This window comes from Streptomyces sp. NPDC058052 (assembly GCF_042885515.1).
Classification (GTDB): domain Bacteria; phylum Actinomycetota; class Actinomycetes; order Streptomycetales; family Streptomycetaceae; genus Streptomyces.
Genome location: NZ_JBHVRX010000011.1, coordinates 196,588 through 221,039 on the forward strand (window position 1 = coordinate 196,588; position 24,452 = coordinate 221,039).

Annotated in this window: 24 protein-coding genes; 9 read left to right on the top strand and 15 right to left on the bottom strand. The window is 75.6% G+C overall.

What is annotated here, in order from left to right; translation table 11 throughout:
* Nucleotides 1–21: 21 nt before the first annotated feature.
* Both ACFVU3_RS18165 and ACFVU3_RS18170 read right to left on the bottom strand, forming a co-directional pair.
* Complete coding sequence (locus ACFVU3_RS18165; protein ID WP_390067207.1) at nucleotides 22–1,566, bottom strand: MFS transporter; 1,545 nt, start codon at nucleotides 1,564–1,566, stop codon at nucleotides 22–24.
* Nucleotides 1,563–2,114: a TetR/AcrR family transcriptional regulator gene (locus tag ACFVU3_RS18170; protein WP_390067209.1), complete on the bottom strand. Its 552-nt coding sequence runs from the start codon at nucleotides 2,112–2,114 to the stop codon at nucleotides 1,563–1,565. Before ACFVU3_RS18170 ends, ACFVU3_RS18165 begins: the two co-directional genes overlap by 4 nt.
* 85 nt (nucleotides 2,115–2,199) lie before the next feature.
* Here ACFVU3_RS18170 and ACFVU3_RS18175 point away from each other — a divergent pair, with 85 nt between their 5' ends.
* A complete protein-coding gene (locus ACFVU3_RS18175) occupies nucleotides 2,200–2,709 on the top strand; it encodes an HAD domain-containing protein (protein ID WP_390067211.1) in 510 nt (169 codons plus the stop codon).
* 23 nt (nucleotides 2,710–2,732) lie between these two features.
* Here ACFVU3_RS18175 and argH read toward each other — a convergent pair whose 3' ends face one another.
* A complete protein-coding gene (gene argH / locus ACFVU3_RS18180) occupies nucleotides 2,733–4,163 on the bottom strand; it encodes an argininosuccinate lyase (RefSeq protein WP_390067213.1) in 1,431 nt (476 codons plus the stop codon).
* Between the two features lie 136 nt (nucleotides 4,164–4,299).
* On the opposite strand from argH, the gene ACFVU3_RS18185 reads away from it, so the two are divergent.
* From ACFVU3_RS18185 to ACFVU3_RS18200, 4 genes are read left to right on the top strand one after another with little or no spacing between them, the layout of a single operon-like run.
* Complete coding sequence (locus tag ACFVU3_RS18185) at nucleotides 4,300–6,417, top strand: hypothetical protein (RefSeq protein ID WP_390067215.1); 2,118 nt, start codon at nucleotides 4,300–4,302, stop codon at nucleotides 6,415–6,417.
* 58 nt (nucleotides 6,418–6,475) lie between these two features.
* Entirely contained in the window at nucleotides 6,476–7,624 is a 1,149-nt protein-coding gene (locus ACFVU3_RS18190) for a hypothetical protein (RefSeq protein ID WP_390067217.1), read from the top strand.
* Nucleotides 7,625–7,675: 51 nt separating this feature from the next.
* Nucleotides 7,676–8,281, top strand: a complete 606-nt coding sequence (locus ACFVU3_RS18195; protein WP_390067219.1) for a pyridoxamine 5'-phosphate oxidase family protein — start codon at nucleotides 7,676–7,678, stop codon at nucleotides 8,279–8,281.
* A gap of 39 nt (nucleotides 8,282–8,320) precedes the next feature.
* Complete coding sequence (locus ACFVU3_RS18200; protein ID WP_390067221.1) at nucleotides 8,321–9,037, top strand: L,D-transpeptidase; 717 nt, start codon at nucleotides 8,321–8,323, stop codon at nucleotides 9,035–9,037.
* 7 nt (nucleotides 9,038–9,044) lie between these two features.
* Here ACFVU3_RS18200 and ACFVU3_RS18205 read toward each other — a convergent pair whose 3' ends face one another.
* The 5 genes from ACFVU3_RS18205 to argC are packed head-to-tail and all read right to left on the bottom strand — an operon-like array spanning nucleotide 9,045 to nucleotide 13,860.
* Nucleotides 9,045–9,581: an arginine repressor gene (locus tag ACFVU3_RS18205; protein WP_390067223.1), complete on the bottom strand. Its 537-nt coding sequence runs from the start codon at nucleotides 9,579–9,581 to the stop codon at nucleotides 9,045–9,047.
* Nucleotides 9,582–9,588: 7 nt separating this feature from the next.
* Nucleotides 9,589–10,785 carry an acetylornithine transaminase gene (locus ACFVU3_RS18210; protein ID WP_390067225.1) on the bottom strand — a complete coding sequence of 399 codons (1,197 nt, stop codon included), beginning with the start codon at nucleotides 10,783–10,785 and terminating at the stop codon, nucleotides 9,589–9,591.
* On the bottom strand, nucleotides 10,782–11,687 hold the full coding sequence (gene argB, locus ACFVU3_RS18215; protein ID WP_390067227.1) for an acetylglutamate kinase: 906 nt from the start codon (nucleotides 11,685–11,687) through the stop codon (nucleotides 10,782–10,784). The genes ACFVU3_RS18210 and argB overlap by 4 nt, the downstream gene beginning before the upstream one ends.
* A complete protein-coding gene (argJ, locus tag ACFVU3_RS18220; protein WP_390067229.1) occupies nucleotides 11,684–12,835 on the bottom strand; it encodes a bifunctional glutamate N-acetyltransferase/amino-acid acetyltransferase ArgJ in 1,152 nt (383 codons plus the stop codon). Before argJ ends, argB begins: the two co-directional genes overlap by 4 nt.
* On the bottom strand, nucleotides 12,832–13,860 hold the full coding sequence (argC, locus tag ACFVU3_RS18225) for an N-acetyl-gamma-glutamyl-phosphate reductase (protein WP_390067231.1): 1,029 nt from the start codon (nucleotides 13,858–13,860) through the stop codon (nucleotides 12,832–12,834). Before argC ends, argJ begins: the two co-directional genes overlap by 4 nt.
* Nucleotides 13,861–14,024: 164 nt before the next feature.
* On the opposite strand from argC, the gene ACFVU3_RS18230 reads away from it, so the two are divergent.
* Nucleotides 14,025–14,549, top strand: a complete 525-nt coding sequence (locus ACFVU3_RS18230) for a MarR family winged helix-turn-helix transcriptional regulator (RefSeq protein WP_390067233.1) — start codon at nucleotides 14,025–14,027, stop codon at nucleotides 14,547–14,549.
* On the top strand, nucleotides 14,546–15,013 hold the full coding sequence (locus ACFVU3_RS18235; protein ID WP_390067234.1) for a MarR family transcriptional regulator: 468 nt from the start codon (nucleotides 14,546–14,548) through the stop codon (nucleotides 15,011–15,013). The genes ACFVU3_RS18230 and ACFVU3_RS18235 overlap by 4 nt, the downstream gene beginning before the upstream one ends.
* Before the next feature lie 75 nt (nucleotides 15,014–15,088).
* Here the strand turns inward: ACFVU3_RS18235 and ACFVU3_RS18240 are convergent, their stop codons facing one another.
* On the bottom strand, nucleotides 15,089–16,723 hold the full coding sequence (locus ACFVU3_RS18240; protein ID WP_390067236.1) for an SMI1/KNR4 family protein: 1,635 nt from the start codon (nucleotides 16,721–16,723) through the stop codon (nucleotides 15,089–15,091).
* Between the two features lie 137 nt (nucleotides 16,724–16,860).
* On the opposite strand from ACFVU3_RS18240, the gene ACFVU3_RS18245 reads away from it, so the two are divergent.
* The gene (locus ACFVU3_RS18245; protein ID WP_390067237.1) at nucleotides 16,861–17,691 is read left to right on the top strand and encodes an RNA polymerase subunit sigma-70; all 831 of its coding nucleotides are present in this window, start codon (nucleotides 16,861–16,863) and stop codon (nucleotides 17,689–17,691) included.
* A gap of 110 nt (nucleotides 17,692–17,801) precedes the next feature.
* Here the strand turns inward: ACFVU3_RS18245 and ACFVU3_RS18250 are convergent, their stop codons facing one another.
* From ACFVU3_RS18250 to ACFVU3_RS18275, 6 genes are all read right to left on the bottom strand, one after another.
* A complete protein-coding gene (locus ACFVU3_RS18250; protein ID WP_390067239.1) occupies nucleotides 17,802–18,290 on the bottom strand; it encodes a MerR family transcriptional regulator in 489 nt (162 codons plus the stop codon).
* Nucleotides 18,291–18,309: 19 nt separating this feature from the next.
* Nucleotides 18,310–19,329, bottom strand: a complete 1,020-nt coding sequence (locus ACFVU3_RS18255; protein ID WP_390067240.1) for an MDR family NADP-dependent oxidoreductase — start codon at nucleotides 19,327–19,329, stop codon at nucleotides 18,310–18,312.
* Between the two features lie 287 nt (nucleotides 19,330–19,616).
* Nucleotides 19,617–20,768, bottom strand: a complete 1,152-nt coding sequence (locus tag ACFVU3_RS18260) for a methyltransferase (protein ID WP_390067287.1) — start codon at nucleotides 20,766–20,768, stop codon at nucleotides 19,617–19,619.
* A 90-nt stretch (nucleotides 20,769–20,858) separates the two neighbouring features.
* Complete coding sequence (locus ACFVU3_RS18265; RefSeq protein WP_390067242.1) at nucleotides 20,859–21,437, bottom strand: histidine phosphatase family protein; 579 nt, start codon at nucleotides 21,435–21,437, stop codon at nucleotides 20,859–20,861.
* A gap of 68 nt (nucleotides 21,438–21,505) precedes the next feature.
* Nucleotides 21,506–21,970 (bottom strand): GNAT family N-acetyltransferase, encoded by a 465-nt coding sequence (locus ACFVU3_RS18270; protein ID WP_390067244.1) that lies wholly within the window; start codon nucleotides 21,968–21,970, stop codon nucleotides 21,506–21,508.
* Nucleotides 21,971–22,060: 90 nt separating this feature from the next.
* The gene (locus ACFVU3_RS18275; protein WP_390067246.1) at nucleotides 22,061–23,494 is read right to left on the bottom strand and encodes a PLP-dependent aminotransferase family protein; all 1,434 of its coding nucleotides are present in this window, start codon (nucleotides 23,492–23,494) and stop codon (nucleotides 22,061–22,063) included.
* On the opposite strand from ACFVU3_RS18275, the gene ACFVU3_RS18280 reads away from it, so the two are divergent.
* A complete protein-coding gene (locus ACFVU3_RS18280; RefSeq protein WP_390067248.1) occupies nucleotides 23,493–24,443 on the top strand; it encodes a DMT family transporter in 951 nt (316 codons plus the stop codon). The genes ACFVU3_RS18275 and ACFVU3_RS18280 overlap by 2 nt on opposite strands.
* Nucleotides 24,444–24,452: the final 9 nt, after the last annotated feature.

Here is a 24,452-nt window from a genome sequence, read left to right on the forward strand (position 1 = left end):
CTCCTGCGTGCGGCGGGTGGATCAGTGCTCGACGCCGTCCGCGAGCTTCTGGTCCTTCAGGAGGAACCAGGCGGCCACGGCGGTCGCGAGGAGGACGGCCGCGCCGACGCCGGCGGCGATCCTGAGGCCGTCGACGAAGGCGTCCTGGGCGGCCGTCACCAGCGCCTGCGCGCGGGCGGGGTCGAGGGCGCCGGACGCCTCGACGGCGCCGCCGAGCGAGTCGTGGGCGGCCGCGGCGACGTCCGACGGGACGCCGGGCGGGGTGGTGAAGCCCCGGTAGACGCCGGTGACGATGGAGCCGAGGACGGCGATGCCGAGTGCGGCGCCGAGTTCGTACGCCGTCTCGGAGACGGCGGACGCGGATCCGGCCTGGTCCTTGGGGACGCTGGAGAGGATCACGTCGGCGGTGACGGTGAAGGCGAGACCGGCGCCGACACCGACGACGAGCAGGCTCGCGCCGAGGAGCGGGTAGCCGGTGGTCCGGCCGATGACGGTCAGGACCGCGAGGGCGAGGCCGATGGCGGCGAGGCCGCCGGCGACGGCCGTGCGGACCGAGAAGCGGCGGGCGAACCGGCCGGCGAGCAGACCGGCGGTCACCGATCCGACGGCGGCGGGCAGCTCGGCCAGGCCGGCCTCCAGCGGTGCGCGGCCCTGCACCAGCTGGAAGAACTGGGACAGGAAGAACACCAGGCCGGCGAGGCCGAGGATGGTCAGCAGGTCGGCGAGGACGGCGCCGGAGAAGCCGCGGTTGCGGAAGAGGCGCATGTCCAGGAGCGGGGCCGGCAGGGTGAGCTGGCGGCGGACGAACCAGGTGAGGCCGCCGGCGCCGACGAGGGTGGCGACGGCCACGTCGAGGGTGAGGCCGTGCGAGGCCAGTTCCTTGACCGCGTAGACGACGCCGATCATGCCGACGAGGGAGAGGCCGACGCTGGGGACGTCCCACGGGCCCGGGTTCGGGTTCTTCGACTCGGGGATCAGCTTCACGCCGACGACGACCAGGACGGCCATCACGGGCAGGTTGATGAGGAAGACCGAGCCCCACCAGAAGTGCTCCAGGAGGAAGCCGCCGACGACCGGGCCGACGGCGGCACCGGCCGAGGCCATGGCGCCCCAGATGCCGATGGCGAGGCTGCGCTCGCGCGGGTCGTGGAAGAGGTTCCGGATGAGGGCCAGGGTGGACGGCATGAGGGTGGCGCCGGCGACACCGAGCAGGGCCCGGGCGGCGATCATCATCTCGGGGCTGGTCGCGTAGGCGTTCAGGACCGAGACGGCGCCGAACGCGGTGGCGCCGATCAGCAGCAGCTTCTTGCGGCCGATGCGGTCGCCGAGGCTGCCCATGGAGACGAGCAGGCCGGCGATGACGAAGGAGTAGACGTCGCCGATCCAGAGCAGCTGGGTGCCGGTCGGCTTCAGGTCCTCGGAGAGGAACGGGGTCGCCAGGCCGAGCACGGTGGCGTCCACGGCCACGAGCAGCACGGCCAGGACGAGCACGGCGAGGGCGAGCCACCGGCCGGGACGGCGCACGCCCTCGATATGGCTCTCGTGCTGAACGGTTTCGGTGATCACTTCTCCACGCTCCTGCGCGCTCCGCCGAGCAGCAGCTCGGCGATCATGTAAGAAAAGTCGTTGGCGGCGACCCGCCCGTCGGCGACGGCCCAGGCTCCCGAGCCGATCAGCCCGTAGAACGCCTCGCACAGCCAGGCGGGGGTCAGGTCGATCCGGAAGGTGCCCTCCTCCTGGCCGCGCCGGAAGAAGGCGACGAGCCGGGCGTCGAGCCGGGCCCAGCCCTCGTTCTGCCCGTCCCCCTCGAACAGCTGGTTCTCGGTGACGAGGAAGGCGAGCAGCGGGGCCACGGGCTGGGCGGCGGCGACGAGCCGGCGCACCGCCTCGTCGGCGGGCCCCTCCTCGATCCGGGCCGACTCCAGGGCGGCCTCGGTCTCCTCGATGCACAGCTGCTCCAGCGCCCGCACGAGCGCGTCCCGGCCGGCGAAGTGCCGGTGGAGGGTGGCCCGGCCGATGCCCGCGGCCCGGGCGACCTCGTCCATGGTGGCGGTCGCCTTGCGGGAGAGCAGGGCGGCGGCGGTGCGGAGCACCTGGGTGCGATCGACTGACATGAGACGACCATACACCGAATGAGACATGAATGTCTCACCTAAAATTCTGATGCCTCACCGAGAGGGGGAACGGGATGCTGTGGACATGACGAAGCCGCTGCTGTTGATCGACGTGGACGGACCGCTCAATCCCTACGCGGCGAAGGCCGAGCGCCGGCCGGGGGGGTACACGACCCATCGGATGCGGCCGGCCGGCTGGTTCGAGACCAAGCCGCTGCGGGTGTGGCTGAACCCGGGGCACGGGGCGGAGCTGCTCGCGCTGGCGGAGGCGTACGAGCTGGTGTGGGCGACGACGTGGAAGGACGAGGCCAACGAGTGGATCGGGCCCCACCTGGGGCTGCCCGAGCTGCCCTTCATCGACTGGCCGACGATGCACGGGGCCGCCCCGCGCGGGACGTTCTGGAAGACCCAGTACATCCTGGAGTACGCGCGGGGGCGGCCGTTCGCATGGGTGGACGACGACATCACGCCGTACGACCACGAGTACGTGGAGCAGAAACACCTCACCGCCGCCCTGCTGCTGCACGTCGACCCCCGGCTGGGACTGCTCCGGCCGGACTTCGACAGGCTCGCGGACTGGGCGGCGGCGCTGTGACGCTGGGGGTGCCCCCTCCGGGGCTACTTCCGCTTGGCGGTGGCCCAGGCGTGCTGGACGACCAGGTCGGCCTTGACCTCGACGAGCTGGACGGCGACGGCGGAGGGGGCGGTGCCGCCCCGGCCGTTCCGGGAGGCGAGGGCACCGGGGACGTTCAGGACCGTGCGGACCTCGGGGGTGAGGTGCTCGGAGATCTTGGCGAACTGCTCGTCGGTCAGCTCGTCCAGCTCCTTGTCCTCGGACTCGGCGACCTTCACGCACTCGCCGGCCACCTCGTGGGCGACCCGGAACGGCACGCCCTGCTTGACCAGCCACTCGGCGATGTCGGTGGCGAGCGAGAAGCCGGCGGGGGCCAGCTCCTCCATGCGCTCCCGGTTGACCGTGAGCGTGGCCATCATGCCGGTGAAGGCGGGGAGCAGGACCTCCAGCTGGTCGCAGGAGTCGAAGACCGGCTCCTTGTCCTCCTGGAGGTCGCGGTTGTAGGCGAGCGGCAGGGCCTTGAGGGTGGCCATCAGGCCGGACAGGTTGCCGATGAGGCGGCCGGACTTGCCCCGGGCGAGCTCGGCGATGTCCGGGTTCTTCTTCTGCGGCATGATCGACGAGCCGGTGGAGAAGGCGTCGTGGAGGGTCACGAAGGAGAACTCCTTCGTGTTCCAGATGATGATCTCCTCCGCGATCCGGGAGAGGTTGACCCCGATCATCGCGGTGATGAAGGCGAACTCGGCGACGAAGTCGCGGGAGGCCGTGCCGTCGATCGAGTTGCCGGCCGAGCCGCGCTCGAAGCCGAGGTCCTTGGCGACCGCCTCCGGGTCGAGCCCGAGGGAGGAGCCGGCGAGGGCGCCGGAGCCGTACGGGGAGACCGCGGTGCGGGTGTCCCACTGGCGCAGCCGCTCGGCGTCCCGGGAGAGGGACTGGGCGTGGGCGAGCACGTGGTGGGCGAAGAGCACCGGCTGGGCGTGCTGGAGGTGGGTCCGGCCGGGCATGGCGACGTCCGGGTGCGCCTCGGCCAGGCCGACGAGCGCGTCCTGGAGGTCGGCGACGAGCCCGCCGATGATCCGGGCGTGGTCCCGGAGGTACATCCGGAAGAGGGTGGCGACCTGGTCGTTGCGGGACCGGCCGGCCCGCAGCTTGCCGCCGAGGTCGGCGCCGAGCCGCTCCAGGAGGCCGCGCTCCAGCGCGGTGTGGACGTCCTCGTCGGCGACGGTGCCGACGAAGGAGCCGTCGGCGACGTCCGCCTCCAGCAGGTCCAGGCCGGCCAGCATCCGGGTCAGCTCGTCCTCGGTGAGAAGGCCGGCCTTGTGGAGCACGCGCGCGTGGGCGCGGGATCCGGCGATGTCGTAGGGCGCGAGGCGCCAGTCGAAGTGGACCGAGGCGGAGAGCTTCGCGAGGGCCTCGGCCGGACCGTCGGCGAAGCGACCGCCCCAGAGCCGGACGTCACCGTTGTTGCTGCTCACTTCTGGTTGCTCCTCGCCTCGACGACCGAAACCCTTGATGCATGAGTATGCAGAACTCTGCATGATTCGTCAATTGGCGTCGACCGGCGGGAAAACCCCAGGTCGGGCGGGCCGGTGCGCGGATACAGTCCGCCGCATGACGAGTGAACGGCTGCTGGGTCCCACGCACTACCTTCGCCGGGGAGAACGGCTTCTGCACGGCAAGGACACGGCTTCGGCGGTGGGCGCGGGCCGTGCCGAGGACTGGGTGCGGCTCGACTCCGACGTCTTCGACGGAACCCTGGACCGCGTGGCCGGCCGGCGCTCCTCGTCGACGTTCCTGCTCGGCGTCCACTGGTTCGACAGCCGCGAGGTGGCCGACTGGGCGACCGCGCCCTACTGGGACGAGGAGGCCGGGGACGGCGGCGCCCCGTCCTGGCACCGGCCGCCCCGCGCCTCCGAGCTCGCCCTGTGCCTGTGCCACGCCGACGCGCGGGTCCGGGCGGCGGCACTGGACGAGGCGGGCCCGGCCGCACCGCTGCCGCTGCTCCTGCTGCGGTGCGCCGACGGCGACGAGCCCGTACGGCGGCGCGCCCGCGCGCACTTCGCCCGGGCGCTCGCCTCCGCCGATGACGACGTGGTGTGGCACCTCGCCGCGCTCGCCCTGCGCGTGGGCGTGCGGCAGCACGGCCTCTGGGGGCGCGACGCGGTGATCGGCCGGATCGGCGGCATCCCGGCGGAGGCGGTGCGGGAACTGCGCGCGAGCGGGGGCTGGGACCGCTGGGACGCCCGGAAGGCCGGGATCCGGGCCGGAGCGGAGTCCCGGGCGCTGGACGAGGACGCGCTGTACGAGATCGCCCTGACCGCCCGCGACCCGAGCGAACGGCTCGAAGGGCTCCGCGCCGCGCTCGGCGACCGCCGGGACCTCGCCGCGCGGAGGCGGTTGCTCGGGTTCCTGGAGGTGGGCGAGGGCTCCGAGGTGCGCGTCCTCGCACTCCGGTACGCCGTGGACACCGGCCTGCTCACCGCCGACGACCTGGCCGGGATCGCCCTCGGCCACCGCGACCGCCACGTCCGACGGCACGCCGCGCGCTCGCTGGCGCGACGGGCCGGGAAGAGCCCCCGGCCGGCCCCGGCGGTGACCCCGGCGGCGTCCGGCGCGGGCACGGACACGGGAGCTGACACCGGCACCGGCAGGGGAGCTGACACCGGCACGCGCGCGGGCGCGGGCGCGGCTGAAGCGTCGTCGTGCTCGTGCGGGGGCGCGCCGCTCGGACCGCCTTCGGGCACGGCCGCGGAGGCCGCCGAGACCGTCCAGACCGCCGAGACCGTCGAAGCCGTCCAGACCGCAGAGGCCGTCGAGGCCGCCGTGGCGCGGCTGCTGGACGCCTCCGACCCCGCCGTCCGGGGCACGGCCGTGGCGTGGCTGCGGGCGGGAGCGGGGGACGGACTCGGGGCGTATCTCGCCGACCCCTCCCCCTGGGTGCGCGGGCTCGCCCGCGACGGCCTGCGGGAGGCGGGAGGCGATCCGCGCGCCCGCCTCCGCGCGCTCTGCGCCGACCCCGCCACCCTCACGGCCCCGGCCGTCAGCGCGCTCGCGGAGCAGCGCCACCCGGAGGACGTACCCCTGCTCCACGCCCTCACCCGGCACGCGGACGGCGCCGTACGGGCCCGGGCGCTGGGCGGGCTGCGGCTGCTGGGCGCCGTGGAGGACGGGGAGCTGCCGCCGTACGCGGACGATCCCGATCCCCGCGTCGGCGCGGTCGTGCTGCGCGTCCTGCGGGACGACCCCGAGGCCCTGCGGAGGCTGCTCGCGCACCGGCACGCGCATGTGCGGGCACGGGCCCTGGTCCTGCTCTCGCGACACCACGGCCTCGGCTGGGACGAGGCCGTGGCGCACCTCGCCGACCCGGCGCCGGAGATGGCCCGGGCGGCGGGCCGGGCCCTGCGGGCCGCCCGCGCGGTCTCCACGGACCGGCTGATCGCCTGCACGGCCCCCGGCGAGCCGGCCGCGCTCCGGACGCTGGCCATGGGGCGCCTGCGGTACCGCTACGAACCCGAGGTCCTGCTCAACGCCCTGCGCCTGCTGGACGACCCCCTGCCGGAAGTGCGCACGGTCGCCCGCGTCAAGGCGGGGCGGGCGAGGTGGGACCGTGACGCCTTCACCGGCCCGCACGCGGACGAGATCCGGACCCTCGCCGAGGCGAACGCCGAGCGGATCGCCGCCTGGCGAGCCGAGCGCGCGCAACGACGCCGGGCGGCACGCGGCCGGTGAACCCCGCCGGGCGGAAATCCCCGGGCGGATACCGTCGGGCGCCCCCTAACCTCGCCCCATGACGGACGAGACGGTGGCGCGGAAGGCGGCGGTACGACGGTTGGGCCGGGGGCTCCCGCTGTACCGGTGCCTGGACGTGACGCGGCCGAAGGCATGGGCCGATCTGGACGGGGACGTGCGGCGGGCGGTCGTCCACGGGGAGCTGAGCCCCACGCACAACTGGCTCACGGGGACGGCGGGCCGGGGATGGCGGCGACTGTGGCGGCCGGCCCCCGCGCCGGAGACCCGGACCCCCACCGAGGCGCGGCTCGCGCTCGCCCTGTGCGACCCCGACGGGCGGATCCGGGAGGCCGCGCTGGCGTACGCGGCGGGGCGGCCGGAGGTGCTGCCGCTGGTCGTGGTGCGGGCGGCGGACTGGGTGGAGCCGGTACGCGCGCGTGCGCTGGCCCTGTTGCGGGCCGAGCTGCCGGGTGCCTCGCACGAGGCGCTCGCCGTCACCGCGCCGGTGGTCCTGCGGCTCGGCGCGCGGCTGCGGGGCGACGCGACGGTGGAGCTCCTCGACGGGGTGCTGCGGGGCGGGGACGCGGCGCGGGTGAACGCGCTGCTCCTCGGCTGCCGCGACGCCGTGACCCGGCGGGCCGCGCTCTCCGTCGTCCTCGACCGCGGGCTGTACGACGGCCTCGGCCTGGCCCTGGTGGCCGCCGGGGACCACGACCCGGTGGTGCAGGAGCGGGCCGCCTCGGCGGCGGTCGCGGCCGGTGAGCCCGACGCGACCGTGCCCGTGCTGCTCGGGGCGCGGTTCGGCCGGGTCCGGGCGGCCGGGGTGACCGCGCTGCGCGGGGCGGGCCGGCACGCGGAGGCGGAGCCGTACCTCCACGACCGGTCGGGGCGGACCCGGGCGTGCGCCCGGTGGGTGGTGCGGCAGGGCGGGGGCGATCCGGTCGCCGTGTACCGGGCCGCCTGCGCCGGGGCGGACGTGCCGGACCGGGCGCCGCTCGGCCTCGGGGAGTGCGGGACGCGGGCCGAGGACGCTCCCCTGCTGCGGGAGTTGACGGCGCATCGGAGCGGACGGGTGCGGGCCTCGGCGGTCGCCGGACTGCGGCTGCTCGACGCGGTGGATCCGGCGCGGACGACGGCGCTGCTCGACGATCCCGAGCCCGCCGTCGTACGGGAGGCGCGGCGCGCCCTGCGGCCCTGGTCCCGCTGATCCCGTGAGACCGCCCGTCACGGGACGGCGTCCCGGACGGATGATGGCCCCATGGGAAAAACGTATGAGCGCATCGACGGGCGTCTGCGTGCCTTCATCGAGGACCAGCCCGTCTACTTCACCGCCACCGCGCCCCTGTCCGGCGACGGTCACGTCAACCTCTCCCCCAAGGGCCGCAAGGGCACCCTCGTCGTCCTCGACGAACTGACCCTGGCCTACGTCGACTTCGGCGGCAGCAGCGCCGAGACCCTCGCCCACCTCCGCGAGCCCGGCAACGGGCGGATCACCCTCATGTGGACCTCCTTCTCCGGGCCGCCGACCGTGGTGCGGGTGCACGGCGACGGCGAGGCGGTGCTGCGGGACGACCCGCGCTGGCCCGCGCTCTTCGCCCGCTTCCCCGAGGAGGCGGTGAAGGACCAGATCAGCGCGCGGGCGATCGTCCTGGTGCGCGCACGGCGGATCAGCGACTCCTGCGGCTTCGCGGTGCCGCTGATGGAGTACCGGGAGGAACGCGCGCTGCACGCCGACTTCTTCAACCGGAAGACGGACGAGGAGTTCAACACGTACTGCGAGGGCAAGGAGCACATCGCCACCAGCCTCGACGGGCTGCCCGCGCTGCCGCTGCCGCTGCCGCCGCTCCCCCGGTCGGGCCAGTAGCGTGGCGGGGGAGTGCGCGGGCGGCCTACCGTCGCCGCCATGCGTACCCTTCTCGCGCTCGGCGCCGCGCTGCTCTCCCTGACGTCCGCCCCGGCTCCCCCGGCCGCTCCCCCTGCCGCTCCCCCGGTGGTCCCGCTGCCCGCGCTGATGGCGGACACCGGGGGCGGCTCCCAGTTGATCACCGCCGTCGCCCCGGAATCCGGCGCCACCACCGGCACCGTCACCTGGTGGGACCGGCGGGGCGGGCGGTGGGTGCGGGCGGGTTCGGCACCGGCCCGGTTCGGGGCGAAGGGGCTGGCCGAGGGCGCCACCCGCCGGCAGGGTACGAACACCACGCCGACCGGCCTCTTCGACCTGCCGTACGCCTTCGGCGTCCGGCCCGCGCCGCCGGGCACGGCGTACCGGTACGTGCGGGCGACCGCGCGCTCGTGGTGGTGCCAGGACAACGCGTCGCGCGCGTACAACCGCTGGGTCGAGGGGCTGCCGGCGGACTGCCGCGCCGGCGAGGCCGAGCACCTCGTCGCGTACCGGACGCAGTACGCGCACGCGCTCGTCATCGGCTTCAACTACGCGCGCCCGGTCCGCATGCGCGGCGCCGGGATCTTCCTGCACGTCGACGGGGCCGGGGCCACGGCGGGTTGTGTCTCCGTGCCGGCGGACGCGATGCGCGCGATCCTGGCCTGGGCGGAGCCGGACCGGCGGCCGCACATCGCCGTCGGCACCCTGCGGGGTCCGACGGCGATCACGCGGTACTGAGCGGGGCTCAGGTGCCCTTCTGCGCGAGGCGCAGCAGGTGGTCGGCGAGGGCCTGGCCGCCGGTGGGGTCGCGGGAGATGAGCAGCAGGGTGTCGTCGCCCGCGATGGTGCCGAGGATGGCGTGGAGTTCGGCCTGGTCGATGGCGGACGCGAGGAACTGGGCGGCGCCCGGCGGGGTCCGCAGCACCACCAGGTTGGCGGACGCCTCGGCGGAGATGAGGAGTTCGCCGGAGAGGCGGCGCATGCGCTCCTCCTTGGCGGACTCGCCGAGCGGGGCCTGCGGGGTGCGGAAGCCGCCCTCGCTGGGGACCGCGTAGATCAGCTCGCCGCCGGTGTTGCGGATCTTCACCGCGCCGAGCTCGTCGAGGTCGCGGGAGAGCGTCGCCTGGGTGACGCTCAGCCCGTCGTCCGCGAGGAGCTTGGCGAGCTGGCTCTGCGACCGCACCGGCTGCCGGTTGAGGATGTCGACGATCCTGCGGTGGCGTGCGGTGCGGGTCTGCGGGACCGACGGCCCTCCGTGCTCGTTCCCCTGCGCGTCGGTCATCGTCGCCTCATTCTCCGGTTCGTCCTTGCCCGTTCGCCTCGTCGAGGACGGCCGGCAGGGCCCGGAGGAAGGTGTCCGCCTCGGCGTCGGTGAGGACCAGCGGGGGCATGATCCGTACGACGTCGGGGGCGGGCGCGTTCACCAGGAGGCCGGCGTCCTGGGCCGCCTGCTGCACCTGGGGTGCGAGGGGCCCGGTGAGCACGATACCCAGCAGGAGGCCCGCGCCACGGACATGGGAGACCAGCGGGTGCCCGAGGCCCTCGATTCCGGAGCGCAGCCGCTCGCCGACGGACTTGACGTGGTCGAGGGCCGCGTCGGCGCCGAGCGTGTCGAGGACGGCCAGGCCGGCGGCGCAGGCGACCGGGTTGCCGCCGAAGGTGGTGCCGTGGTGGCCGGGGGCGAAGAGCGCCGCCGTGTCGCCGAAGGCGACGGTGGCGCCGAGCGGGAGGCCGCCGCCGAGGCCCTTGGCGAGGGTGACGACATCGGGGTCGACGCCCTCGTGGGCCTGGTACGCGAACCAGTCGCCGCAGCGGCCGACGCCGGTCTGCACCTCGTCGAGGACGAGGAGGGTGCCGGTGGCGCGGGTGATCTCCCGGGCGGCCTTGAGGTAGCCGGGCGGCGGGACGACGACGCCGTTCTCGCCCTGGATCGGTTCGATGATGACGAAGGCCGTCTCCTCGGTGACGGCGGCGCGCAGCGCCTCGGCGTCGCCGTACGGGACGTGGGTGACGTCGCCGGGCAGCGGCAGGAAGGGGGCCTGCTTGCCGGGCTGGCCGGTGAGCGCGAGGGAACCCATGGTCCGGCCGTGGAAGCCGCCCTCGGTGGCGACCATGTGGGTCCGGCCGGTGAGCCGGCCGATCTTGAACGCGGCCTCGTTGGCCTCCGCGCCGGAGTTGCAGAAGAAGACCTTGCCGGGGCGGCCGAAGAGCGACAGGAGCCGCTCGGCGAGGGCGACGGGCGGTTCGGCGACGAAGAGGTTGGAGACGTGGCCGAGGCTCCGGATCTGGCGGGAGACGGCCTCGACGACGGCCGGGTGGGCGTGGCCGAGGGCGTTGACGGCGATGCCGCCGACGAAGTCCAGGTACTCCGTGCCGTCGGCGTCCCACACCGTGGCGCCCTCGCCGCGGACGAGGGGCAGGCGCGGGGTGCCGTAGTTGTCCATGAGCGAGTCCTGCCACCGCTCGGTCAGCTGTCCGTTGCTCATGACGCCCCCTGTCCGTCCGGCACGACCATCGTGCCGATGCCCTCGTCGGTGAAGATCTCCAGCAGGATGGAGTGCTGGACGCGCCCGTCGATGACGCGGGCGGTGGTGACGCCGTTGCGGACGGCGTGCAGGCAGCCCTCCATCTTGGGGACCATGCCGCTGGAGAGGTCGGGCAGCAGCTTCTCCAGCTGGCTCGCGGTGAGGCGGCTGATGACCTCGTCGCTGTGCGGCCAGTCCTCGTAGAGGCCCTCGACGTCGGTCAGGACCATCAGCGTTTCGGCGCCCAGCGCCGCAGCGAGTGCCGCAGCCGCCGTATCAGCATTGACGTTGTAGACATGTCCGTCGTCCTGGGAGCGGGCGATGGAGGAGACGACCGGGATGCGGCCGTCCTCCAGGAGCGCCTGGATGGCGCCGGTGTCGATGGCGGTGATCTCGCCGACGCGGCCGATGTCGACGCGTTCGCCGCCGATCTCCGGCCGGTGCTTGGTGGCGGTGATGGTGTGGGCGTCCTCGCCGGTGAGGCCGACGGCGAGCGGGCCGTGCTGGTTGAGCAGCCCGACGAGCTCGCGCTGGACCTGGCCGGCCAGCACCATCCGTACGACGTCCATGGCGTCCTCGGTGGTGACCCGCAGGCCGGCCTTGAACTCGCTGACGATGCCGTGCCGGTCGAGGGCGGCGCTGATCTGGGGGCCGCCGCCGTGCACGACGACCGGCTTGAGGCCGGCGTGGCGGAGGAAGACGACGTCCTGGGCGAAGGCGGCCTTCAGCTCCTCGTCGATCATGGCGTTGCCGCCGAACTTGATGACGACGGTCTTGCCGTGGTGGCGGGTGAGCCAGGGCAGCGCCTCGATCAACGTCTGGGCCTTCGGGAGGGCGTTGTGCTTCCGCGTGGCGTTGGTCATGACGAGTACGCGCTGTTCTCGTGGACGTAGTCGGCGGTCAGGTCGTTGGCCCAGATCACGGCGGACTCGGAGCCGGCGGCGAGGTCGGCGGTGACGACGACCTCGCGGTAGCGCATGTCGACGAGGTCGCGGTCCTCGCCGACGGAGCCGTTCTTGCACACCCAGACGCCGTTGATGGCGACGTTCAGCTCGTCGGGCTCGAAGGCGGCGGAGGTGGTGCCGATGGCGGAGAGCACCCGGCCCCAGTTGGGGTCCTCGCCGTGGATGGCGCACTTGAGGAGGTTGTTGCGGGCGATGGAGCGGCCCACCTCGACGGCGTCGTCCTCGGTCGCCGCGTTGATCACCTCGATGCGGATGTCCTTGCTGGCGCCCTCGGCGTCGCCGATGAGCTGGCGGGCGAGGTCGGCGCAGACCTCCCGGACGGCCTCGGCGAAGTCGGCCTGGGCGGGGGCGGTGCCGGAGGCGCCGGAGGCGAGGAGCAGGACGGTGTCGTTGGTCGACATGCAGCCGTCGGAGTCGACCCGGTCGAAGGTGAGCCGGGTCGCGGTGCGCAGGGCCGCGTCCAGGCCCGCCGCGTCGACGTCGGCGTCGGTGGTGAGGACGACGAGCATGGTGGCGAGGCCGGGGGCGAGCATGCCCGCACCCTTGGCCATGCCGCCGACCGTCCAGCCGTCCTTGCCCGCGACGGCCGTCTTGTGGACGGTGTCGGTGGTCTTGATGGCGATGGCGGCCTTCTCGCCGCCGTGGGCGGAGAGTTCGGCGGCGGCCTTCTCGACGCCCGGGAGGAGCTTGTCCATGGGGAGCAGGACGCCGATGAGACCGGTGGAGGCGACGGCGACCTCGCCCGCGCCGATCTCCAGGACCTCGGCGGCCTTCTCGGCGGTGGCGTGGGTGTCCTGGAAGCCCTGGGGGCCGGTGCAGGCGTTGGCGCCGCCGGAGTTGAGGACGACGGCGGTCAGTTCGCCGTCGGCGAGGACCTGCTGGGACCAGAGGACCGGCGCGGCCTTGACGCGGTTGGACGTGAAGACTCCCGCGGCGGCGCGGCGGGGCCCGGTGTTGACCACGAGGGCCAGGTCCGGGTTGCCGTTCTGCTTGATCCCGGCGGCGATGCCCGCCGCCGTGAATCCCTGCGCTGCGGTGACGCTCATGGAGCGACTCCAATCGTGGAGAGTCCGGTGTCCTCGGGAAGGCCGAGGGCGATGTTCATGCTCTGCACCGCGCCGCCCGCGGTGCCCTTGGTGAGGTTGTCGATGGCGCTGATCGCGATGATCCGGTGGGCGTTCGCGTCGTACGCGACCTGGATGTGAACGGCGTTGGAACCGTGGACGGACGCCGTGGCGGGCCACTGCCCCTCGGGGAGGAGGTGGACGAAGGGCTCGTCCGCGTACGCCTTCTCGTAGGCGGTGCGGACGGCCTCGGCGGTCGTGCCGGGCTTCGCGGCGGCGGTGCAGGTGGCGAGGATGCCGCGGGGCATCGGCGCCAGGGTGGGGGTGAAGGAGACGGTGACCCGCTCGCCGGCCGGGCCGCTGAGGTTCTGGATCATCTCGGGGGTGTGCCGGTGGCCGCCGCCGACGCCGTACGGGGTCATGTTGCCCATGACCTCGCTGCCGAGGAGGTGCGGCTTGAGGGCCTTGCCGGCGCCGGAGGTGCCGGAGGCGGCGACGATCACGGCCTCCGGCTCGGCCAGCCCGCCCGCGTACGCGGGGAAGAGGGCGAGCGAGACGGCGGTGGGGTAGCAACCGGGCACCGCGATGCGCTTGGACCCCTCCAGCGCGGCGCGGGCGCCCGGCAGTTCGGGGAGGCCGTAGGGCCAGGTGCCGGCGTGCGGGGAGCCGTAGTACGTCTCCCAGTCGGCGGGGTCCTTCAGCCGGAAGTCGGCGCCCATGTCGACGACGAGGACGTCCGGGCCGAGCTGCTCGGCGACGGCGGCGGACTGGCCGTGCGGCAGGGCGAGGAAGACGACGTCGTGCCCGGCCAGCTCCTCGGCGGTGGTGGGCGCGAGGACGCGGTCGGCGAGCGGCAGCAGATGGGGCTGGAGGCCGCCGAGCCGCTGGCCGGCGTTGGAGTGGCCGGTCAGGGTGCCGATCTCGACGTGGGGGTGGGCGAGGAGGAGACGCAGGAGTTCCCCGCCCGCGTATCCGCTCGCTCCTGCGACTGCTGCTCGTACCGTCATCGAAACCCTCCTCATGGATGGCATGACTATACGTGGCGTCGTAGTTTTATGCAACGAGGCGCGTGGGAGCTTCACTCCTCAGGGTGGCGGGCGGGGCGGCGGGGCGCACCCGCGCCGCGCCCATTTAGTAGCCATGGACATAGTAGCCATGTACTCTACCGGTCATGAGCAAGGGTTCTCCCGGCCCCACGGCCGGTTTCCTGGTGTGGCGGCTCGCCAACAAGTGGCGCGTCGCGGTCGACCGCGCGCTGGCCCCCCTGGGCCTCACCCACGCGCAGTACGTCCTGGTCGCGTCGCTGTACGGCATGGGGCGCTCCGGCGAGCGGCCCAGCCAGCGGCGGCTCGCCGACCACACCGGCCTGGAGGCGCTCTACGTCTCCAAGCTGGCCCGCGCCCTGGAGTCGGCCGGCCTCGTCGAACGCACCCGCGACCCCCGCGACCCGCGCGCCGTCCAGCTCGCCCTCACCGAGGAGGGCCGGACCGTCGCGCGGCGGGCCGTCGACGTGGTGCGGGACCTGCTGGAGCAGCTCCTCGAACCGCTGGGAGGACGGGAATCGGCACGGACCCGCGCCTTCACCGACGAGCTGACGACCCTGCTCGGCGTACCCCTCTCTCCCCCCGCGCCCGAAAGCACCGGCGCGACCGACGACCCGACCACCGATCCGACCGCTCAGGGGGCAACACCATGACCACCACCACCACCGCCTCGCCCGTCGCCGACGCCCGGATGCTCGGCCTGGCCCACTACGCGGCCCGGGGCGTCCTCGAACACGTCCTGGCCCGGCACGGCGCCACCTTCCTGGAGCAGGTCGCGCTGCGCGCGGCCGTCACCGCCGAGGCCCCGCAGACCCCGGACGACCTGGTCGCCCGGGTCCGCGCCTCCGTCAAGGGCGACCCCGCCGACGCCCGCGCCGCCCTCGCCGCCCTGCGCGCCAAGGACCTGCTCGCCGCGGACGGACCCCACCTGCTCCCCACGGAGGCGGGCCGGGCCCTGCTCACCACCGTCGCCGCCGAGACCGGCCCCCTCTCCGCCCGCGTCTGGGACGGGATCCCGGCCGAGGACCTGGCCGCCGCCGGCCGCGTCCTCGCCCTCGTCGCCGCCCGCGCCGACCGGGAGCTGGCGGCGCTGGAGGGCGCGACACCGGCGAACTGAGCCGTCCGCCGGCGGAACGGTCGGACGACGCACTGCTCGTGGCCCGACCGCGCGGGCCCGGCCACGTACGGCCGTCTACGGGGGCCCGTCCACGGGGGCCCGGAGGTGCCGGGGCCCGTCGGCGCCGCGTCCGTCCGTCTCCCTCACGGAGGCGAGGCCGGCGCGCCCGGCCCGGAAAGACTCCAGGGGGTGCCCCAGGCGGGCGGCCAGCGCCAGCGCCTCGTCGAGCCCGGCGTCCGGCGCCACCAGCCGGACCTCGGCGAGACCCGCCGGCGCACCGCCCGCGGCCAGGAGCGCCGCCCACTGCCCCCGGTCCAGTGCCAGACGGCGCAGCCCGGACAGCTCCGACAGGACCGCCGGGCCGGCGAGCGGGACCCCGCTCAGGTCGAGATCGCGCAGCGCGGGGAGCGTACGGAGCGGGGCCAGGTCCACCGGGGCCCCGGCGCCCGTCAGACGCAGGGCGCGGAGCCGGGGATGGCCCGCCAGCGGCGCCAGGCCGGTGCCCGTGCCGGTGAGGGCCGTGGTCAGCGACTCGACCGGGGTGTCCCGCAGCGGCGCGAGGTCCCGGGCCGCCGTCCCGCCGTACAGCGTCACCCGGCGCAGGGCCGGGGCGCCCGCGAGCGCCGCGAGGTCGACCGGGCCGCCGCCGTCGCGGTGCTCGGCCTCCTGGACTCGGGGACCGGGCCGCTCCGTCACGCCGGCGGGGTCCGGCCGCCGCGGGGAGCCGTGCCAGGTGCGGTCCGGCCAGACGTTCCCGCCGGACACCTCGTACGCGCCCCGCTCCAGCGCGTCCAGGACCCGCCGCAGCAGCGCGGTGACCGAGTCCGCCAGGAGGGCGGCGCCGTGGGCGTGGTCGCGGCCGATGCGGAGGACCTGCCCGGGGCGGCCGTACCGGGCCGGGGCCAGGTCCACCGCCAGGTGGTTGCCGTCCTCGCCGGTGAGGAACGGGACCCGGGTGGGATCACCGGTGCTGCGCCGCACCCTTCCGGGCGGGTCGGCGTCGAAGATCACCGCGCCCCACGGGCTCCGGCTCGTCCGGTCCGGCTCCCGCCGGTACGCGTGCGCGGCGGCCATTCCGTCGAGGCTCAGCCAGCCCTCGCCCAGGAGGCAGCGGTGCCGGCCGTCGACCGTGTCGCCGTCGGCGACGCCGTACAGGGCGCGCAGGTCGGCGGGGAGCCGCACCCCGAGGCGCCGCTCCGCCGCCTCGATCGCGCCCTCGCCCGCGGGCGCGGGCAGCCGCTCGGGACCGCCCAGGAGCCCGGCCCGCCGCGCCACGATCGCGCGCAGGAGCGCGACCGCCTCCGCGGGGTCGCCGGCCGGGGCCGCCGTGCCCGTCTCCTCCGCGCACCCCGGTTCGGGCGGCCGGGCGTCCGGGTCCAGGAGGATGCCCCACTCCGCCCCGCCGTGGACGACCGTGTCGGGGGCGACGACGAGGCGGTACGCCCCTCCCGGCGCGCACACCAGCTCGCCCGTGCCGCCCGGCCGCCCGCCCGGCGGCCGCAGGGCCCGGACCGGCGCCAGGAGGAAACCGTGCTTCCCGCGGCCCCGCAGCGGGCGCCAGGAGCCGTCCCGCGTCCGGAACGCGCTCGTGGACCCGAGCCGGTGGTCGTCCTCCGTCCAGGACAGCCGCGCCTCCGTCCAGCCCTCCGGGGCCGCCCGCAGGAACCCCTCCACGAGCTCCTCCGCCGCCCGCTCCCGCTCCGCCGTCACCGCGCTCCCCCTCGTCCGTCCCGCCTCGTCCCCGATCGTGACAGCCGCCACCGACACCGCCGCTCCGGGCCCGGCGTCACAACGGCCGCGGCCGGCCCGTCAATCCGGTGACGGCACCTGACGGGAAGTGAGACGCCATGCACGACGACGCTGTGGTGACCGCGCTGGGGGCGCGGTTCGACGCCGACGAGGAGCGGCTGCGGGGCGTGGCCCTGCGGCTCCTGGGCCCGGGGGCGGAGGGCGAGGCGGAGGCCGTCCTCGACCGGGTGCGGGCCGGCCTCGGCGCGGACGCGCCGGCGCTCGCGCGGCTCGTCCTCACGGCGCTGGTCGCCCGCGCGTGCCTCGACGCCGGCGGGCACGCGCGCGTGCCGGCCGAGGACGACCCGCCGGAGCCGGTCCCGGAGGGCCTGGACGAGACCGTCCTCCTGGGCTTCCTCGGCGTACTGGACCGGATCGGGGCCCGCCGGCGGCTCGCGTACCTCCTCCACGACGTCTTCGGGCTGGGCCCCGGGGAGACCGCCCGCGTCATGGGCGGCTCCGCCGCCGACGCCGCGCGGAGGGCGCGGCGGGCGCGGGAGCGGCTGCGGGGCGGCGGCACGACGCGGGACGGCGGCGACCCTGGACGGCGGCGGGCGCTCGTGGACGCCTTCCTGACCGCCGCACGCGCGCGGGACGCCGTCGCGCTCGCCGGGCTGCTGGATCCGGAGGCCGTCGCGTACGCAGAGCGGGGCCCGGTGCACGGGGCCGCGGCCGTGGCCCTGGCCGCCGCGGCGGCCCTGTCGGCCCGGCCCGGGGAGGCGATCCGGCCCGCGCTGGTCGACGGCGCCGTCGGGCTGGTGGCGCTGGCGGCCGGGCGGCCCGTCGCGGCGGTGGCCTTCGGCTTCCGCGGCGACCGGATCGCCGGCCTCGACATCGCCACGGGGGCGGACCGCCTCCGCGCCCTGGACCTGGTCCTCCCGGACGCGTGACGGGTCCCGGGGAGCGGGCTGGTCGGCCGCTCCCGGTGTCGGCGGGACCGGTCCGCGCGGGTCGGCCGCTCCTGGACCCCGGGCGGCACGGCAGGGGCGGGGCGGACGGTTCAGCCGCCTCCCGGCCCGGCGGGACCGTCATCGGTGCGACCGGGGTCGGCGGGATCGGCGTCGGCATCCGTGCGATGGGTATCGGCAGGGGCGACATCGGCGGGATCGGCGTCGGCGCGGCCGGTGCGGGTCGCGGAGGCGAGGGAGGCGCGCAGCCGGGTCAGCCGGCCGATCTCTTCGTCGAGGGCGTCGAGCCGGCGGGCGACGACCGGGGACGTCCCGGAGCACACGCCCTCCGGGACGGTCCCGCCGTGCAGCGACTCCGCGTCGACGAGGTGGAGCACCTCGGCGCGGGCGCGCACGTCCTCGACGGTGAGGCCCAGACCGAGGAGGGCGCGGACGACCCGCACGCGGTCGACGTCGGCGTCGCTGTAGACGCGCTGGCCCGTGCCCGTGCGGGACGGCGGGTCCAGGAGTCCGCGCTGCTCGTAGAAGCGGAGCGCCCGTGGTGTGGTGCCCGCGGCCGCCGCCGCATCGCCGATCCGCATGTCCCGCCCCTTCCGCCGGTCAGGCCGACTCGACCACCACCGCCCCGAAGTGGCGGCCCGTCATCACCTCCCGCAACGCCTCCGGGGCGCGTTCCATGCCCGGGATCCGCACGTGCGGGAAGGAGAGGGCGCCGGAGCGGAACCACTCCCGCGAGCGGGACTCCCACGCGTCGCGGCTGTCGGGGTGGTCGAGCGGGCTGAAGCCGCGCAGTTCGACGCGCCGGACGACGAGCCCGTACGCGTCGAGCTCCACGGGCGCGGAGGTGCCGGGTCCGGTGGGGTCGAGCTGCCCGGAGAGGGCGCCCACGAGGACGAGGCGGGCCCCGGGCCTGGCCGTCTCCGCGGCGGCGGCGAGCTGCTCGCCTCCGACGGTGTCGAGGAGGACGTCGACGCCGTCGGGGGCGGCCGCCGCGAGCCGGGCCGCGAAGGGCTCGTCGCCGTCCCGGAGGACGGCGGCGTCGTAGCCGAGCTCGCCGACGAGCCGGGCCGCCTTGGCGGGCGAGCCGGTGGTGCCGACGACCCGGGCGGCGCCGAGGAGCCGGGCGATCTGGCCCGCCATGGTGCCGACGGCGCCCGCGCCGCCCGTCACCAGGACGGTGTCGCCGGGGGCGACGCGGCCTCCCCGGGAGAGCGCCGCGTAGGCGGTCCAGCCCTGGGAGAGGTGGGCGACCGGGTCGGGCAGCGCGTCGCCGAGGGCCGTCCGTCCCGCGGCCGGGAGGACGGCGTACTCGCGCCAGCCCTGCCAGTGGGACACGAGGTCGCCGGGGCGCAGGGCGCTGCCGGGCGGGGCGGTGACGACCTCGCCGACGGCGGCGCCGGGCAGCGGGTCGCCCGGGGCGAGGGGCGGGAGCGGCGCGCCCTTCACTCCGCCGCCGATGAGCGTCCGCAGGGCGGGGGCCACGGTGAACCAGCGGTTGCGTACGAGGAGTTCGCCCGGTCCGGGCACGGGGCGGGCGGTGGTGACGAGGTCGAGGTGGTCGGGGCCGGGCAGTCCGTGGCGGGGGCGGGTGCGCAGCCGTATCTCGCGGTGGGTGGGCATGGCGGGCTCCGGAGAGGGGAGGGGCGGGTCGGCCGGGACCGTAGCCCTTGACCCGCGCGTCAGGGTCAAGCCCTGCCGCGCCCCCGGGCCTTCTCCCCCTGGGCCTTCTCTCCCGACCGACCTCCCCGGGCCTTCCCCCCAGGCCGACCTCCCCGGAACGTCTCTCCCGGCCTTCCTTCCCGGGGCCTTCCCCCCGGCCTTCCTTCCTGGGGCCTTCTCCCCCGGCCTTCCTTCCCGGGGCCTTCTCCCCCGGCCTTCCTTCCCCCGGCCTGCTCCCCCCGGGTCCGTCAGCCCTTGACGGCCCGCAGCACCACGAACTTGGGGTTGCCGGCGACCAGTTCGCTGTTGCCGAAGATGCGGCGGAGCGTGACGTGGTAGCCGAGGTGGCGGTTGCCCACGACCCACAGTTCGCCGCCGGGCCGCAGCGCCCGGCGCGCGTCGGAGAACATCCGGCGGGCGGTGCGGTCGGTGGTGGCCTGGTGACTGTGGAAGGGCGGGTTGCTGAGGACGAGGTCGAGGGAGCCCGCGGGGACGTCCGCGAGCCCGTCGCCGACCGTGAACCCGGCCTCGCGGCCCTCCCCCGCGTGGAGGCGGAAGTTCTCCTCGGCGGAGGCGACGGCCTGGTACGACTCGTCGGTGAAGAGCAGTTCGGCGTCGGGTTCGGCGAGGGCGACCGCGAGCCCGACGACGCCGTTGCCGCAGCCGAGGTCGGCGACGCGGGCGTCGCCGAGGCCGCGCGGGAGGTGGCCGAGGAGGAAGCGGGTGCCGATGTCGAGGCGGTCGGCGCAGAAGACGCCCGCCTGGTTGACGACCGTGCGGCCGGCGAGCCCGGGCGCGGGGGTGTCCGCCGGGAGGGCGTACCGGTACGGCCACGGGTTCGGCCCGGGCGCGGCGGCCGGGTCGGGGGTGGTGTGGATCAGCCGGGCCTTCTTCACCGCGAGCGAGGTGCGGGTGGGGCCGAGGATCCGCTCGAAGAGGGTCAGGGTGGAGGTGTGGATCTCCTTGACCATGCCGGTGCCGACGATCACCGTGTCCGCGTGGACGGCGGGGGCGAGCCGGTGCAGCTGGTCCTCCAGGAGCGCGAGGCTCTTGGGGACGCGGACGAGGAGGACGTCGATCCGCGCGGGCGGAGCGTCCTGGGTGGTGAGGAGCCGGACGGCGCCGGGGGCGGCCCCGGCGCGCGCGAGGTTGGCGCGGGTGGCTTCGCGGCCGAGGTACGAATCGGAGATCTGGACGAGCTCCCCCGCCCCGGCGGCGCTCAGCGCGGTGACGAGGGCGCCCCAGCGGTCGCCGAGGACGGCGACGGTGCCGGAGAGGCCGGTGCCGCTCTCGGTCAGGTGGTGGAGCAGGTACTCGTCGGCCGCGTCCCAGGCACGCAGCGGATCGCGCGGGTCCTCGGGGTGGCGGGTGAGCGTGACGTCGCCCCATGGCGTGGTCAGACGGTTCATCGTGCCCCCAGGCTAACCGGTCCGTACGGGCCGGTACGCCCGCCGGGCGGGCCGTCACGGGGGACCCCTCGCCGTGGCGGCTCAGCGGAGGGCCGGGGCGTCCAGGTGGAGGTGCCAGGCGCCGGGGCGGCCGACGAGGGTGACGGTGGACAGGGGGCGGACGTCGACGCTCCAGTAGGTGGCGGGGGCGGCCCGGAGGGCGTAGACGAGGGCGGCGCGGACGACGGAGGGTTCGGCGACGGCGACGACGGTGACGTCGTCGGCGGGGCGGGTGTCGAGCCAGCCGCCGATGCGGGAGATGAAGGCGAGGAGGGGTTCGCCGCCGTGCGGGGCGGAGCGGGCGTCGGCGAGCCAGGCGTCGACGGCGGCCGGTTCGAGGGCGGCGACCTCGGCGAGGGTGAGTCCGCGCCAGCGGCCCATGTCGCAGTCGCGGAGGGCGGGCTGGGCGAGCGGGGCGTAGCCGAGGGCGGTGCCGGTGGCGCGGCTGCGCCGCGTCGGGGAGCAGTAGCGGAGTTCGGCCGCGCCGAGCGGGAGGAGCGCGGGCGCGGCCTGCTGCACCTCGTACCAGCCGGCCTCGTCGAGCGGCCGGTCGTCGTCGAAGCGTTCGGCGAGCAGGGAGGAACTGCGCGCCGCCGCGACCAGCGTGACCCGAAGACCCATGGCCGCGATCGTGAGGCCGGTGGGGCCCCGGGTCAAGGGGCGGGTGAGGGGGACCGGGAGGCCCCGGTTCACTGCTGTCCGAGAGCCATCCACTTGTCCGGATTCCGCAGTGGCGTGAATCCGACCTTCTCGTAGACGCCGTGGGCGTCGGCGGTGACGAGCATGATCCGGCGGAGCCCGTACGGCTCCAGGTGGTCGCGGACGGCGGCGGCGAGGGCGGTGCCGAGGCCGGTGCCGCGGGCCGGCCGGTCGACGTAGACGTCGCAGAGCCAGGCGAAGGTGGCGCGGTCGGTGACCACGCGCGCGTAGGCGGCGATCTCGCCGGTGTCGCGGTGGTAGGCGCCGAAGTTGAGCGAGCCGGCGATGGCCCGGTCCTGCTTCTCACGAGGTCGGCCGAGGGCCCAGTAGGCGTCGGTGGAGAGCCAGTGGTGGATCCGGGCGGGGTCGAGGCGGGCCGGGTCGGCCGAGATCTCGTACGCACCGTGGAGGACGGCGGGGTAGGCGGCGGGTACGGAGGCGGTGGTCTCGCTCATGGGCGCAGGATGCCAGGGGGCCCGGCATGTGTCAGGCGGGTTTTCCGGGCCGCCGCGGGGGGTCCCTACGCCGCGCCGGCCCGCCCGGGGTCACGGAAGGAGTTCGTCCATCGCGGTCCGGAGCCTGCGGACCCCCTCGGCGATCTCCGTGGGCCCGGCGACACCCGCGAAACTCAGCCGGATGTGACCGGCCGGGGGTTCGGCGCAGAAGTACGGCCGGCCGGGGGCGGCGGTGACGCCGGCCCGGAGCGCGGCGGCGAGGAGCGCGGACTCGGGGAGGGTGTCGGGGAGGCGGAGCCAGAGGTGGTAGCCGCCGGAGGGCACGTGGGGCAGGGCGAGTTCGGGGAGGCGGAGCGCGACGGCGGCGGTGAGGGTGTCGCGGCGGGCCTTCAGCTCCTGGGAGACGGTCCGCAGGTGGCGGGACCAGGCCGGGGAGCCGACGAGTTCGAGGGCGGCCTCCTGGAGGGGCCGGGGGACGAAGAAGCTGTCGACGACCTGGATGGCCCGGAGCCGTTCGAGGACCGGGCCGCGGGCGGCGAGGGCGCCGACGCGGAGGCTGGCCGAGGTGATCTTGGTGAGCGAGCAGACGTGGACGACGACGCCGTCGGGGTCGTCGGCGGCGAGCGGCGGCGGGAGCGGCGCCGCGTCCTCGTGGACGAGCCGGCGGGCGAAGTCGTCCTCGACGACGAAGGCGCCGGCGGCGCGGGCGATGCGGACGACCTCGCGGCGGCGGCCGGGCGGGAGGAGGGCGCCGTTGGGGTTCTGGAAGAGCGGCTGGCAGACCAGGACCCGCGCGCCGGTCGCGCGGAACGCCGCTTCGAGGAGGTCGGGGCGGATGCCGTCGGTGTCGGTGGGGACGGGCACCGGGCGCAGTCCCGCCGCGCGGGCGACGGCGAGCATGCCGGGGTACGTGGGCGACTCGACGAGCACGGGCGTGCCGGGCGCGGCGAGGGCGCGGAGGGCGGTGGTGAGGGCGGACTGGCCGCCGGCGGTGATGAGGATCTCGGCGCCGGTGACCCCGCCGCCGATCTCGCGGGCGAACCATTCGCGGAGCTCGGTGAGGCCGTCGGTGGGCGGCCGTCCCCAGGCGCCGGGGCGGCGGCCGGCCCGGGCGAGGGCGGCGGAGAGGGCCCGCTCGGGCTGGAGGGAGGGGTGGAGGTAGCCGCCGTTGAACTCGATGACGCCGGGCGGGGGCGCGGCCAGGGTGACGAGGACGCCGGTGGCGTCGACGGCGCGGGGGACGAGTTCGGTGGCGGCGTCGGCGCTGAGGGCCAGCTGCTGCCAGGAGGTGTCGCCGGCGGTGGCGGCGGCGCGGGTCTCGGCCTTGAAGGCGCCGGCGCCGGGACGGGTGACGACGAGCCCTTCGGCGGCGAGCTGGGCGAGGGCGCGGGTGACGGTCACCGGGGAGACCCGGTAGCGGTCGACCAGGGCCCGACTCGACGGCAGCTTTCCACCTGGAGAGTAGCGGTCGAGCTCCGCCTTCAGGGATTTCGCCAGTTCGGCCACACTGCTACGCTCATGCATGAGAGCACAGAGTAGCGCTACTACACCGATGGCGATAGCGGTCGACACGACGGGCGGAAGCGCTCCGGCACCGGCCCCGGGCACCGCGTCCCCCACCACCCAGGGCACGCTGCTCGCCCTGCTCGGCGTGGTCTCCTTCTCGCTGACCTTCCCGTCGACGGTCTGGGGCCTGGAGAGCTTCGGCCCCTGGTCGCTGGTGGCCGTCCGCTCCACGCTCGCCGCGCTCATCGCCGGCGCGTTCCTGCTCGGGGGCCGCGTGCCGCTGCCGGAGCGGCGCCACTGGGCCGGGCTCGCGGTGGTCGCGGGCGGTGTGGTGATCGGCTTCCCGCTGCTGACCACGCTCGCCCTCCAGACCTCGACGACCTCGCACGCCGCCGTCGTCGTGGGCCTGCTGCCGCTCACCACGGCCACCTTCGCCGCCGTGCGGACCGGCCGCCGCCCGTCCCGCACCTTCTGGTTCGCGGCCGTCTCCGGCGCCGCCGTCGTGATCGCCTTCACCGTCCAGCAGAGCGGCGGCGCGCTCTCCGCGGGCGACCTGTACCTCTTCGGCGCGCTGCTGGTCTGCGCCGCCGGCTACACCGAGGGCGGCCGGCTCGCCCGGCTGATGCCGGGCTGGCAGGTCATCGGCTGGGCGCTGGTGTTCTGCCTGCCGCTGATGGTCCCGGCCTCGGCCGTGGCGCTCTCCCTCGAACCGGTGCACCTCACCGCCCACGGCGTGATCGGCCTGGTCTGGGTGGCCGCCGGATCCACCTTCTTCGGCCTGTACGTCTGGTACCGGGGCATGGCCGCGATCGGCATCCCGCGCGCCAGCCAGCTCCAGCTCGCCCAGCCGCTGCTGACGCTGGTCTGGTCGGTCCTCCTGCTCGGCGAGTCCCTGCCGCTGGCCGCGCCGGTCGCGGCCGTCGGCGTACTCGTCTGCATCGCGGTGACCCAGCGCGCGAAGAGCTGACGCGACGCG